Raw genomic sequence first — 14118 nt, forward strand, 5'->3', positions numbered from 1 at the left:
TTAAGCATCTAGAATATCATAGCGTTTGACCCCGTCTAAATAGGTTGCTTGCAACTGACCGGTGTCATCTATGACAATAAAGTCCGCTTCATAGCCAGGCGCTATCTTACCACAGAGGTGCTCTATGCCAACAGATTTCGCAGGCGCTAATGAAGCCATTCGAACGGCCTCTGGCAGACTGGCGATGCCCCATTGGACAACGTTGGCCACGCCATCAATCAGTTCAAGAATCGATCCAGCCAGATTCCCGCCATCTTTCAAGCGGGCTTGGCCATCTTTGACCACGACTGGCAGCTCGCCGAGCATTGAATCACCCTCGCCCATGCCACCAGCTCGCATACAGTCGGTCACCAGCACGGTCTCATCTGTTCCCCGACATTTCATCACGATTGAAGCCGCTGCTGGATGCACATGGAAGCCGTCACAAATCAATTCTGCATAGACACCTTCACCAGCATTTAAGGCGGCGCCAACCATACCAGGTTCCCGGTGATGGAGGCCACTCATCCCGTTAAAGGTGTGGATAAATATATTCGCCCCAGCCTCCACGGCCTCCATCGCTTGAGCATAGGTCGCATCAGAATGTGCTAAGGCTGTATAGACACCCAAGTTAGTAGCTGAGTGGATAAAGTCTGTCACGCCGTCGCGCTCTGGGGCAATCGCAATCTTATTCACGAGGGCAGCTGACGCTTGGTGCCAGGCTTTTAATAAATCCACCGAAGGATCCATCATATAGTGTTCGTTTTGGGCCCCTTTATACTTCTCCGTAAAGAAGGGACCTTCTAGGAAGATACCGCGCACCTTAGCGCCCGACAAGGATTGGTAATGTTCCGCCACTGTCTGACAAACGGCTTCCAATTCCTCGGCCGGTGCCGTGAGTGTTGTTGGCAACCACGAGGTCACCCCACAAGCGAGGAGGCCTTTGGAAATTTCTTCCAAGCCTTGCGCATCATTGTCCATCACGTCATAAGACTTATAGCCATGGATATGCGTATCCACAAGGCCAGGGGCGAGGATATAATTGGAATAGTCCACAATCTCTGCACCTTCAGGAGCCGTTTGCACCACGCCGTCAAACTTCCCCTCCTTAATCTTCAAATACGCATCCTCCAAAACTTGATCCTCTAAAATAATTTGATGGCCGTGAATATAGTAATTCACCCGCATCACTCCTTTCCAAATAACCCGCCTACATCACTACGACCATTATAAACCTAAAGCGCTTACTTTTCAATGCTGACTGCATTAGAGAGCGCTGATTTTATCAGTTTTCAAAGATGTTTCATAGCCTTTAAACGCCCCCTATTTTCAATAAAAACCTCACGCATGAAGCATGTTGCGATTGCCCGACTCATACAAAACGAAGGCCGATGCTAAGCACAAGCTCCACTGGCTATATTCTATCTCAGCCTGACGCTGTGTAAGCATAGGCTTAAATACATCTTCGCAATGTGAACGCATGCGCTTTATTTGAGTACAAATCCTCCTAAAATATCCTCACAAAGCCTCTTCTACCGTATTGCTCCAAGTGAAATTATGGTAAACTGCAGGAGACTATAGAAAGAAGGATGAGCAATATGAGCCAAGAATCTATCCAATTGAAACGCGCTTACGACGAAGTGGAAGAAGCAGATGGTTACCGAATTTTAGTGGAGCGCTTGTGGCCCCGTGGCGTAAAGAAGGAAGCGTTACACTGTCAGCTGTGGGCGAAAGAGATGGCTCCCTCCAAAGAATTGCGCCAATGGTATCAGCACGATACCGCTAAATTTCCCGAATTCCAAGAGCGTTACTTAGCAGAGCTTGCTGACAATCCAGCGAAGGAAAAGTTCCTCCAGACGGTGCAAGAAGCCCTCGCTGAAGGACCAGTGACCTTTGTTTTCAGCTCTAAAGAAGAGCGTTACAATTCCGCTAGCGTATTAAAAGCTTGGGTCGAAAGTCAGAGCTAGCCAAAGATTGATGCTGGCAATTTATGAAAAAATTCCACAACCAGGAGTGAATATTGTGGCCTTTCCTGATACCGATTCATGAAGCCAATGGTTTGAATTTCAATTATACTTTAAGAAAGCCGGCGACTCCATGAGTGAATTAACGAACAACAAATTCTTCGCCCTCTTCGGCGGAGAAAAGGCCATGGCGATGTATATTCCACTCTTTTCATATACCGATCCCTCTTAGGACAAGACCAAGAGAATAAGAAAAACCAAGGGCAAGTAGCATTCCATTGAAGCTGCTTGCCCTTGGTTTAATTCTATCTTACATTTCCTCCGGTGCATTCACCCCCAGCAATGCCAAGGCATCCTTTAAGACAATCGTCATGGCTTGCACTAAGGCAATTCTTGCGGAACGTTGGTCGTCTTCTTCAAGAATACGGACATTAGCATAGTATTTATTGAAAGCTTGTGCTAATTGCACCGCATATTTAGCAATCACAGACGGCTCATAGCGTTCCATGCTGTGAGCAATTATTTGAGGATATGCTCCGAGTTTCTTCACAATATCCCAGCTATAATCATCATCTAAATTGAACGCTTGGGTTAATTTAGCGTCTGAGCCAACTTTTCTTAGAATACTTTTAGCACGGGCATAGGTATACTGTACGTAAGGGCCGGTCTCCCCTTCAAATTCTACAATCTCTTGTAAGTTGAAGTCGAAGCTGTTCATGCGATCCGTCTTCAAATCGTGGAAAATCACCGCGCCTACGCCGACATCGTGAGCAACTTGGTCTTTCATCTCTAAATCAGGATTCTTCGCTTCAATTTGCTCATAGGCTAAGTCAATCGCTTCCTTTAGCACATCTTCCAGTAAGACAATATCCCCTTTACGGGTGGATAGCTTGCGCCCGTCTTTGGTAATTAAACCAAATGGGACATGCACGATGTCCTCAGACCATGCATAGCCCATCTTGCTTAAGACGGCTTTTAGTTGTTGGAAGTGCACTCGTTGTTCATTTCCTACAACATAGACATTCTTGGCGAAATCATAGGTATTCTTACGGTAAAAGGCAGCAGCGAGGTCACGTGTGACGTAAAGGGTGGCGCCGTCTGATTTTTTGATAAGGGCTGGGGGGAGGTCTTCTGCTGACAAGTCAACGATGGTAGCCCCTTCATTCACTTCTGTGATGCCCTTATCTTCTAATTCTTGAATTACTGGCTCCATCTTATCATTGAAGAAAGCTTCACCATGATAAGAATCAAAGGTCACCCCTAAGATGTCATAGACTTTCTGGAATTCTTTGAGAGATTCTTCCCGAAACCAACCCCACAATGCTAGCATCTCTTCGTCACCATCCTCAAGTGCTTTAAAGGCTGCACGTCCAGCTTCATCTAAGCTCGGATCACTTTCGGCTTTCTCATGGAATTCAACGTAAAGCTTCACGAGTTCTTGCACAGGATTCGCGCGAACTTTGGCCTCATCGCCCCAACCTTTGTAGGCCACGATGAGCTTCCCGAATTGTGTCCCCCAGTCCCCCAGATGATTAATGCGAACGGGCTGGTAATTAGTCTTAGTTGCAATGTTTGCGATGGCATGACCAATCACCGTTGAGCGCAAATGACCCATTGACATGGGTTTGGCGATATTAGGGGAAGAAAAGTCGATAGTCATCACTTCGCCTTGGCCAATATTCTGGGAGCCGTATGTTGCGCCTTCGGCTAAGACTTGTTCAATGATATGAGCTCCGACTTTGGTGCGCTGTAACTTCACATTAATGTAAGGTCCGATAACTTTAACCTCGCTAAAGGAACGTTTGTCCATCGCCTCGGCTACTTCTTCGGCAATCATTTGGGGCGCTTTGCGCAATACTTTGGCCAATTGGAAAGTAGGGAACGCTAAGTCGCCATGTTCTGGGTTATTTGGCACTTCAATCAATCGTTCAATCGCTGCATCGTCTAAATATTCACCTACAGCCGGCCGTAAAGCCTCTACTAGAATTTCTTCATTATTCATTATAAGCCTCCTCAAGCTAGAAAAAAATAAACACCTCTAGAACAAGTCTGAACGACTGTTCTAGAGGCGTTGGATTATGTACGCGGTACCACTCTAGTTCGATTGTTTAACAATCCTCTATTTGATAACGGAGTATACTCCGAACTGTCTTGCAGTTTACCTAAGAAGTGCGCTTCAAATTACGGGTTGTGTTGGCTCTCACCTTCCCAACTAGCTGTATCAACCGGATGTAATTCTACTCTCTTCTAGGGGATATACCTCGTCAATTCTAACAGAGTTTAAATGAAATGTCTACATAATTTGCTTTGCTTAGCGAGAATTTCGGCGACCCCTAATGTTCAAGGCAAGGATTGCCCCAATCAGTACTAAACTTACCGAAAGGAGAAACAGCACATTGCTGCGTCGTTCACCGGTTCCTGGCAAGCCTTTTTTCGTTGATTCTACATGGCTTCCCATTGACACAGAAACTGACGCACTCTCTTGGCTGGCAGACCCTTTAGCTAAAGCTTGCTCGCCATAGGTCACGGCAAAGGTTCCTAGCGCTTGTGTTCTAAGGGTTAAGCGTTGATTATGAATGGAGAAGGTGAAGTTTGATACATTGCCATTCGCCACCCGGGATACACGTATCTGCTTATTCACAGGGCGGGTTGGTATCTTAACTTCAGCAATCCGACTTAAGGCGACGTCTTGGTTATTGGCATCTTTCAGGGTAATTTGATAATAGTCATTATCTTCACCTTTAAATTGCTCAGGCATCTGCTCTAAAGTTTCTAAGACTTTAACTTCAATACCGGCAATATTCTTCGCATCAATCGGGTTCACCCATACCTCTATGCCCGTTTCTGGATCGCGGAATTGTTCGGTCGCTTCACGCGCTTGTGAGTGCTCATCTGAGCGTGCTTCTTGGCCTGTTACTTGATCGACTGAGATTGTCCGCGAACCGCTTTCAGAAGCTTGCTCACTTGAAGTCGCTGATTCATCCGAAGTACTAGCGTCTGTACTTGACGTCTCTTGGCTTTCTTGACTAGCTTCAGAAGACTCTACAACCGTCTGAACAGTGACTTGCTGTTGAACAGTTTCGTTTACTTGGATATTCACAACTTGCTCTTGCTTGGTAATTTGGTAACCTATCGGCACTTCGATGATAGTGAGTGTGACATTTCCCACAGGCAAGTCTTTAAATTCTACTTGCCCTGCTTCATTTGTCTCAAGTGTCTGGCCATTGACTTGGACTTTAGCGCCTGGAATGAGACGACCTTGGTCATCCTTCACTTCAATGTGTAATTGGCCCGTTTCTTTTAACTTTTCAACGGTAAGGCTTTCGGTAAAGCTTGTACCTTCAGTGATTTCAGCTTGGCCTGCTTGATCCCTTGCTTCATAGCCTTCAGGCAGTTCCGTAATATCATAATTATAGTAGCCGAGTTCTAAGTCAGTAAAGGCAATTCGCCCCTCTTCATCAGAAGTGCCACTTAGGCCACCAAAGGCTAATTGCACCCCTTTAACCGGCTGGCCGTGCTGATCTTGAATCAATAGCTCGGCTTGACCTAATTCCACCGGTCGCTCCACAGAAATAATATATTCCGTCTGGCCCTCTTCTACTTGGAAACTTCCACTCGCTTCATAAAGCACATTATCAGGTGCCTTGTAACTAATGGCATAAGTATGCTCGCCCATTTCCGCTTGGTTAAATAAGACCTTACCACCAGCTGATATCGTGACTGCTTGCTGGTCAATTTGAACACTGTCTAAGGTGAGAGGTTCTTCAAATTGGTCGACAAAGCTTAGTTGATTGTCTTGCAATTTCTTGACGCGCTCCACCGTTAAACTTCTGCTCTCACTCGCGCCTTCAGCAATCTGCACCTCTTGACTGGTAACATCGCCTTGATAGTCTTCTGGTAAGTTCTGCAAGGTATAGGTGTAGCGCCTGGGTTCTAAGTCGGCAAAGACAACTTGACCCATCGCATCGGTAGTCAACTGCTTATCACCTAAAGCGACATCCGCCCCTTCTACCGGTTCTTGCGCCTGATCGACAATTGTTAAGGTAAAGCTACCTTTGGCAATTTCTTTTTGCACTTGAATGTCCAGAGGGGCTCCGGATTCGTTTACCGTTAATACTCCTGCTGCTTGGCCTGAATATCCTTCAGGCAGACTATTCAATTGATAATTGATGCCGCTGCCTATGGCGGAAGCTTCTACGGTAATAAGACCGGAAGCATCGCTAGTATACTCCTGTTCACCGACTAAAATACGAGCATCAGCTACCGGTTCTCCTGCTTGGTCAATTACCCGAATGGCTTGCGGTTGACTTGGTGCCTCTTCAACCAGGGTCAGCACTTCTGCATAATCTACACCCGTTTGCAATTCAACCATCTGCGCTTGCTCAGGCTTAAGGTAACCTGCTGGAACTTCACCGACTACCATGATAGGTGTCAAACCTGGTGCTAAGCCGGTAAAAAACGCTTGACCAGATGCATCACTCACCTGCTCCTTATCGCCCACACCAATATGAACATCAGCCACCGGCTCTTGATTTTCATCGACTACTTGAACCGTTAAACTCGCCCCTTCTTCGGCAAGCTCGCCTGCTTCTTCTAAAGTTAAGGTCGCTTCCCGAGAGTCCGCAGTCACAAGCAGTTCACTTTGCAGTGGACCAGGATATGTATAGCCTTCTGGTAAAGCCGTAATTTCAAAAGGCCACGTACCTTCTGCCACATCTTCAAAGACGATGGCTCCGCTAGCATCACTCTCGCCCGTCTGTCCTGCTAGATTCGCTTGAACACCCGCAAGGCCTTGGCCAAAACTATCGGCAAACTTCACGGTAAAGGTCGTATCCGCTAACTCGTCTGTTTCACTTGCCTGCGTTGGATCACTGCCCTCTGCTGGATCGGTTGCTTCACTGGACTGGGAAGAGTCGGTCGGCTCACCTGTTTGGTCATCCTCGGCAGATTCTTCTCCCAAGGTAACGGTTGCATCTGGAGTACCTAGGACAATATGTAAACTCATATCAGCTGGTAACATCGGATCATTGGCTTGGACTTGGAAGGTCAATTCGTAGGCCTGACCGACATCGGCCAGTTCTACCATACTCCCTGCATCCGCCATAACATTCGCTTGGGTAAGTGTATTTAAATTATCGCTAACATTTCCTGAATAAACCGCTAAAGGTACGAGTGCTTGGTCTTCCCGCACAAACCCATTGCTATCGTATAAGCGTAAAGTATAGGTCCCTTCTGCTAAAGCTAAAGGGCTCTCCAGAGGCGCTTCAGGGCGATGTTGCCAAATATTTAATGCCTCATAAGTTACCGGGTCTCGTTGAATTAAATCGAAACTCACCGAACTTTGCGGAATCGGCTCCCCTTGACCGAGTTGAATATAGAACTGAATCGCTGTTTGAATACTTGGAACTTCTTGTTGAGCGGCCGCTTCGATCGGCTGATTATTTACTTCCTCAGCTGTCACCTGAATCCCTGCCAGACAACTACCTGCCAGCAGTAGACTCAACCAGCCTAATAATTGCTTCTCTCTCATCATTTTCCCTCCTCTTTCACATCTTCATCTTATCACACAAAGTCGAATTTTCTTTGAAAATCAATGATTTCTCTTATTTTTTCCATTTCTGCAAAAATTATTCCCTAAAAATTCATAAAAAAAGAACCCAGTTAAACTGAGTTCTTCATAGCTTTAGCCTAAGCCCGCTTCAGTGGTTGGAATTTCAAATGCATCCAACACTTCTTCCGACGCTTCATTAATAGGCACAGTGTCAATTAATGTTCCTTGAACGATAACACGGTCAATTAAATCATAATCACACGTAATCAGTGTGACGATTGGTGTTTCGCCTTCAGGAATCGGTTCAGCAACTTCTACTGCGGTTGGTGGCACCGTTTCAATACGGTCAATTTCATAAGCATAAACATTCTCCAAGTCGGTTAAATAAATAACATCCCCGTATTCGACCCGTAAAAGTGGAGCAAATAGTAAATCATCATGTACAGAGTGGTGACTGGCTAGCGGGTAATTCGACTCACCCATCTTCTGTTCCGGGTAAAGCGTCCCGGCACCTAAGTACATGCCGACATTTGAAACGCCCAGGTGAATCGGCAAATTCATTCCTACGGCTGGAATCGCAATCCCTCCGACAACGGGTAATTCTTCAGCATTCACACCTGAAAGATTATCACCGATGACCGTTGCGGCATTCAATGTAGAAATATCGTTCCAATCATAGGTTACATCTGCTTGTTGATTCTGTACAATATCTTCCCGGGTAACATTCCCTACTGTATTCGTCTCAGTGCCCTGGCGAATCATTTGATTTTTAATCGGTTCCACCGCAAATAAGGCAAGACCTACAAGAATTAAAAGACTCGCTAATACAATCCGCCATTTACCACCGCGACGTTTCTGCTTTTTGTTATAATGGACTTCACGCCGCATTCTACGTTCTTTCGACATTGCATACCTCCAACTTCATTTAAAATATATGATATATTATATCATTCATCCATAGCTGTGACTACAGCCTTGCTCGACTTCTCATTTAATTCATACTTCCATCATACAAAATTGAACTTTTGTCTTTTCCGCGATAGAAATCATTTGAATTTCAAAAAAAGATAAGCTATACTGAATATATATTCATAAGGGAGTAACTGGAGGGCTTAGGTCCTCGTCAGTATCAACAACGATAAGTGGTCATATGGCTGCTGGTACTGTACTTAATTAGTGAGACTTATGCTAACGACAGAAGTGTCGTCACGCATAAGTCTTTTTTAATGGGGTTACACCTTTAGGATGACTAAAATAATGGAGGTATCTTATGTCTGAAGGAAATTACAGACCCTATAATGACAGCGTTCAAGACGTTACCAGTCGCTTGAATGTTGATCCAGCCCAAGGGCTTTCTTCGCAAGAAGCTAAGCAAAGACTTGAGCAATATGGGGCAAATGAAATCCAAGAGCAAGAACATCGCAGTCTCATGCAGAAATTTGTCGATCAATTTAAAGACTTTATGATTATCGTCTTACTTGTTGCTGCTGTGATTTCTGGTGTTGTCGGTGTAATGGAAGGTGAAGGAATCGCAGATGCGATTATCATCTTGCTAGTAGTTATTTTGAATGCGGTGATGGGGGTATTCCAAGAGTCGAAAGCTGAAGAAGCGATTGACGCTTTGAAAGATATGTCTTCACCAGAAGCGCGTGTGCGCCGTGATGGCTCAATCAGCCGGATTAAAAGCAATGAACTCGTACCGGGGGATATCATACTTTTAGAAGCCGGTGACGTGGTTCCTGCAGATATGCGCTTAATTGAAGCTAACTCACTTCAAATCGAAGAAGCTGCCTTAACAGGTGAATCTGTACCTGTTTATAAAGACACAGAGACCATTACTGATACTGAAGTGGGTATTGGTGACCGTGTTAACATGGGCTTTTCAAGCACCAACGTAACTTACGGACGTGGTTTAGGGATTGTTACTGGCACAGGTATGGACACAGAAGTGGGTCATATCGCAGGTATGTTGGCGAATACAGATAAGCAATTAACGCCTCTACAACGTGACCAAGAAGAACTCGGTCGTACTTTAACTTATGCAATTATTATTGTCGCGGTTGTTACGTTTATCGTTGGGGTAACTTTCCAAGACTTCGCATGGTTAGATATGTTGCTTATTTCCATTTCGCTTGCGGTAGCAGCCATTCCTGAAGGTTTACCAGCTATTTCGACGATTATCTTATCAATCGGTACGCAATCGATGGCTAATCGCAATGCCTTAGTCCGTACCTTGCCAGCCGTTGAAACCTTAGGTAGTACCCAAGTTATCTGTTCGGATAAGACCGGTACATTGACGATGAACGAGATGACCATCGAGAAAGTTTACTACAACAACTCGATGAATGATGCTAGCGAATATATCGATCCTAGCTCACCACTTGTCCGTAGTATTACCTTTGCTAACGACGCTGCTCCAGATAGAGAAGGCAAAATCGTTGGGGACCCAACCGAAGTGGCCATGATTCACTACGGTCAAAATCATGACCAAGACTTACAAGCTGACTTAGCGAAATACCCTCGCGTTGAGGAAGTACCATTTGATTCAACTCGTAAGCTCATGTCAACGATTCATGACAAAGGCGATGGAACTTATTACGTTGCTGCCAAAGGTGCACCAGACCAACTACTTGAACGCGTGACCCACATTAACATAAATGGCGATGTGCGTCCGATTACGCAAGACGACAAAGCAGCGATTCTCCATGCTAATGAGAACATGGCCCGCAATGCCTTGCGTGTCTTAGCTGGTGCTTATAAAGAAATCGACACCATCCCTACAACGGTTGATACTGAGACGGTTGAACAAGACTTAATCTTTGCAGGTCTCGTTGGTATGATTGACCCTGAGCGCCCAGAAGCTGGTGACTCCATTCGTCTTGCCCGTAACGCTGGTATCCGCACAGTGATGATTACAGGTGACCACGCCATTACAGCGCAAGCAATTGCAGAGCGTTTAACAATCCTTGATCCAAACGATCCAAATAACGAAGAACACGTTATGACAGGTGCCGAATTAGACAAGATGTCTGATGAAGAACTTGCCCGCAATGTTGAAAATTACTCCGTTTACGCTCGGGTATCACCTGAACATAAGGTTCGCATTATCCGTGCATGGCAATCTCATGATAAAGTCGTAGCCATGACCGGTGACGGTGTAAACGATGCGCCGTCCTTGAAGCAAGCAGATATCGGGGTTGGTATGGGTATTACCGGTACGGAAGTATCTAAGGGTGCTTCTGATATGGTTCTGGCCGACGATAACTTTGAGACTATCGTATCTGCCGTTGGTGAAGGACGTAAAGTATTTGCCAACATCCAGAAAGCAGTTCAATTCTTGCTTTCAGCTAACTTAGGGGAAGTGATGACCCTATTTATTGCTACTTTATTCGGCTGGCAAATTCTTGAGCCAGTCCACATTCTATGGATTAACTTAGTTACCGACGTATTCCCAGCCATCGCTTTAGGTATGGAAGACGCTGAACCAGATGTCATGGATCATGCCCCGCGTACAACAGAAGATAGCTTCCTATCTTTCGGAGTTCTCCCAAGTATTCTCTACCAAGGTATCGCAGAAGGTGGTATTACCCTCTTTGTATACTGGTACGCACGTTTCGTCTTACATGCTGAGACAGCAATGATGCCTGAGACAATTAACTTAGCTGAAACGATGGCCTTTATCACTCTCGGCTTTATCCAACTATTCCACTCATACAACGTGAAGTCAATCTTCCGTTCACTATTCAGTGGCAATCCATTTGATAACAAATACCTTAACGGTGCCTTCCTATTATCTGGTGCAATGATTCTTGTCGTTGTATTAGTACCAGGCATTAATACATACTTTGACGTTACGCTTCCAAACGGCCAAGAATGGTTGCTATGTTTCGCAGCAGCCTTTGCCCTAGTTATCATCGTTGAAATTGTGAAGTGGCTTTTCCGTGTTACTGGCAAAGCAGACGATTACCAACGTGTGGTAAATACGGATCGTTAAGCATCGCTTACCCATCGAGTCGATTGACTTGGTGGGTTTTTTGTGTTGGCCTTGTTTGCGTTCCTGAATAATGCGGTCGTATCAATCTTCAGTAATACTTATATTCATTGAGCTGTATAATTGTGAGGGTATTTAGATAATTTATCCCCACACCACATCGATGCATAAATAATGCCTCTGCATATATTTCTGTTAACTTGAATAATTGCTGATAACTATAAAGAAAACCCTTTCATATAAACGATACTTATTATCTATCCAAACTTTTAATTTGCTAACATTTTCTCAAAATGCTTTAATTAATCTATCACTATAAAAGAAAGGAGCAGACAGTTGAAGATTATTCGTCAATTATTCTGGATTTTCTTATTCTCTTTGCTAGGCGAACTATTGTCCAGCCTTATCCGGTCCATTGTTGCTATTCCGGGTAGTGTGATTGGAATGATCTTATTATTTATCGCCCTTCATTATAATTGGCTAGCAATGGAAGATGTTGAAGATGTGGGAACATGGCTTACAGATAATATGGCCATCTTCTTTGTCCCTGCTGGGGTTGGTTTGATGACTAATTTTGATATTTTAGGTGGAATTTGGTGGCAGCTCTTACTGATTCTATTGATCAGTGTCGTCGTACTTATTGGTATCGTCGGACACATTGTGCAAGCGATTAAGCGCAAGCAAGAGCCACATTCACTCCAAGAGGAAGGAAAGGTGGATAAGAAATAATGCTTACAAATACCTTCAACGTAATATTGGATAGTCAGACCCTTTGGATTGTACTGACCTTAGGCATCTTTGTTGGGATTGCTGCTTTGCAAAGTAAAATCAAGCACCCTACCTTTAGAGCCTTTGTGAATCCATTGCTTTTATCCATTATTGTCTTAATTGCCCTACTTCTTGTATTGAACGTGCCTTATGAAACTTATCAGGCGGGCGGTCAATTCGTCGGCATATGGGTGACCCCTGCTACTGTCGCCTTGGCAATCAAGCTGGAGAAGAACTTTGAGTACTTTGCTAAATATTATCCAGCGATTCTCTCAGGTATCATCGGTGGCGTCCTCGTTCATACCATCCTGGTCTTTATCTTTGCCTGGATTTTCGACTTTGACGCGCAGATGGTAGCAACCTTGTATCCTAAATCCATCACCACAGCAATTGCAGTCGGTATAACGGAGTCACTTGGGGGGATTGTTTCCCTCACGGTCGCTTTAGTCGTCTTTACAGGTGTCATCGGTTCGGTTATTGGCGAGCAAGTATTAAGAGCTTTCAAGATAGACGATCCAGTAGCTCAAGGTGTTGCCCTGGGTATGTCTGCCCATGCAATGGGTACGTCAAAAGCCATCCAAATGGGCGATGTTCACGGCGCTATGTCTGGTTTATCCATTATCATCACAGGTATTGTAACGGTTCTACTGGCTCCATTAGTTGGGCCCCTACTGCAAACATTACTCTAAGTTAACTATAAAGGAGAAATATCATGACAGAAACAAACTACAACGCACCTAAAGAAGTGAAGTCGCTAGATATCGTAAACACCATTGAACTGGAAGATTTCGCGTCGGAAATCGTGCCTAAAGGTGGTTTCGATTATATGGCCGGTGGCTCAGGTGATGAATTCACCCTCCGCCGCAATGTTGAAAGCTTTAACTTTAAAGGCATACTCCCTCGGGTGGCGGCCGATGTTGAATTCCCAGACACAAGCACGCGCATCTTCGAACATGACTTGAAAGTTCCTTATATTATGGCGCCCATTGCTGCCCACGGCTTAGCTCATGAATCGAAAGAAGCCGGTACAGCCTGAGGCATTAGTGAATTCGGTGGCACAATTATGTCGATTAGTGCCTATTCCGGAGCCACATTCCAAGAGATTGAAACAGGCTTAAACGGCAACCCACGCTGGTTCCAAATTTACATGAGTAAGGACGATGAGCTGAATAAGAACATTCTTGACGAAGCCAAGCAAGACGGCGCAACGGCCATCATCTTAACCGCAGATGCAACGCTATCGGGCAACCGAGACCGGGACGACAAGAACAAATTCGTCTACCCATTCGGCATGCCAATTGTATCCCGCTACTTAACTGGGACCGGAGCAAATATGTCCCTCAATAATATCTACGCCCAATCCAAGCAGAAAATCAGCCTAGAAGACATTCGCTTCATCAAAGAGCACTCCCAACTACCAGTCTTCTTAAAAGGAGTCCAAAGCCCAGAAGACGCCCTTGCAGCCATTGGCGCAGGTGTAGATGGCATTTGGGTATCTAACCACGGTGGACGTCAATTAGATGGCGCACCAGGATCCTTTGAGACTCTGGAAGGTATTGCTGAAGCTGTGGCAGGTCGGGTACCAATCGTCTTTGATTCTGGTGTTCGCCGCGGTGAGCATATCTTCAAAGCACTAGCTAGTGGTGCAGACATTGTGGCCATTGGGCGCCCAGTTCTCTTCGGTCTTGCCTTAGGCGGCTGGAAGGGTGTACAATCTGTCTTTGAATACTTTGAGAAAGATTTACAACGGGTGATGCAACTAGCCGGAACACAAACCATTGAAGATGTGAAGAATGCTCGATTGTTTGATATGAAATAAATCGCAAATTAAAAACCGCAGAGGATGCTAACTTATAGCAAACTCT

The 14118-nt window shown here is 45.1% G+C and carries 8 protein-coding genes and 1 pseudogene; 5 read left to right on the top strand and 4 right to left on the bottom strand.

Features of this window, described 5'->3' with window-relative positions:
• Positions 1-1161: an N-acetylglucosamine-6-phosphate deacetylase gene (gene nagA / locus CL176_RS10580; RefSeq protein WP_240430551.1), complete on the bottom strand. Its 1161-nt coding sequence runs from the start codon at positions 1159-1161 to the stop codon at positions 1-3.
• A gap of 416 nt (positions 1162-1577) precedes the next feature.
• Between nagA and CL176_RS10585 the strand changes: the two genes are divergently transcribed.
• Complete coding sequence (locus CL176_RS10585) at positions 1578-1946, top strand: DUF488 domain-containing protein (RefSeq protein WP_118991247.1); 369 nt, start codon at positions 1578-1580, stop codon at positions 1944-1946.
• 307 nt (positions 1947-2253) lie between these two features.
• Here the strand turns inward: CL176_RS10585 and argS are convergent, their stop codons facing one another.
• The 3 genes from argS to CL176_RS10600 all read right to left on the bottom strand — a co-directional run bounded on the left by argS (position 2254) and on the right by CL176_RS10600 (position 8400).
• Entirely contained in the window at positions 2254-3945 is a 1692-nt protein-coding gene (gene argS / locus CL176_RS10590; RefSeq protein ID WP_118991248.1) for an arginine--tRNA ligase, read from the bottom strand.
• Positions 3946-4254: 309 nt separating this feature from the next.
• Positions 4255-7473: an MSCRAMM family protein gene (locus CL176_RS10595; RefSeq protein WP_118991249.1), complete on the bottom strand. Its 3219-nt coding sequence runs from the start codon at positions 7471-7473 to the stop codon at positions 4255-4257.
• A gap of 153 nt (positions 7474-7626) precedes the next feature.
• Positions 7627-8400: a class A sortase gene (locus CL176_RS10600; protein WP_118991250.1), complete on the bottom strand. Its 774-nt coding sequence runs from the start codon at positions 8398-8400 to the stop codon at positions 7627-7629.
• Positions 8401-8764: 364 nt separating this feature from the next.
• Between CL176_RS10600 and CL176_RS10605 the strand changes: the two genes are divergently transcribed.
• The 4 genes and pseudogenes from CL176_RS10605 (at position 8765) to CL176_RS10620 (ending at position 14072) form a co-directional block, all read left to right on the top strand.
• On the top strand, positions 8765-11488 hold the full coding sequence (locus tag CL176_RS10605) for a cation-translocating P-type ATPase (RefSeq protein WP_118991251.1): 2724 nt from the start codon (positions 8765-8767) through the stop codon (positions 11486-11488).
• A 333-nt stretch (positions 11489-11821) separates the two neighbouring features.
• On the top strand, positions 11822-12214 hold the full coding sequence (locus CL176_RS10610) for a CidA/LrgA family protein (RefSeq protein ID WP_118991252.1): 393 nt from the start codon (positions 11822-11824) through the stop codon (positions 12212-12214).
• Complete coding sequence (locus CL176_RS10615) at positions 12214-12942, top strand: LrgB family protein (RefSeq protein ID WP_118991253.1); 729 nt, start codon at positions 12214-12216, stop codon at positions 12940-12942. The genes CL176_RS10610 and CL176_RS10615 overlap by 1 nt, the downstream gene beginning before the upstream one ends.
• Positions 12943-12965: 23 nt before the next feature.
• Positions 12966-14072, top strand: a pseudogene (locus CL176_RS10620) (alpha-hydroxy-acid oxidizing protein).
• The last annotated feature ends 46 nt before the right edge of the window (positions 14073-14118 follow it).

This window comes from Suicoccus acidiformans (assembly GCF_003546865.1).
Taxonomy (GTDB): domain Bacteria; phylum Bacillota; class Bacilli; order Lactobacillales; family Aerococcaceae; genus Suicoccus; species Suicoccus acidiformans.

Coding starts and splice junctions, on each gene's coding strand:
- CL176_RS10585 (WP_118991247.1), top strand. CDS start 1,578: ATGAGCCAAGAATCTATCCAATTGAAACGCGCTTACGACGAAGTGGAA.
- argS (WP_118991248.1), bottom strand. CDS start 3,945: ATGAATAATGAAGAAATTCTAGTAGAGGCTTTACGGCCGGCTGTAGGT.
- CL176_RS10595 (WP_118991249.1), bottom strand. CDS start 7,473: ATGAGAGAGAAGCAATTATTAGGCTGGTTGAGTCTACTGCTGGCAGGT.
- CL176_RS10600 (WP_118991250.1), bottom strand. CDS start 8,400: ATGTCGAAAGAACGTAGAATGCGGCGTGAAGTCCATTATAACAAAAAG.
- CL176_RS10605 (WP_118991251.1), top strand. CDS start 8,765: ATGTCTGAAGGAAATTACAGACCCTATAATGACAGCGTTCAAGACGTT.
- CL176_RS10615 (WP_118991253.1), top strand. CDS start 12,214: ATGCTTACAAATACCTTCAACGTAATATTGGATAGTCAGACCCTTTGG.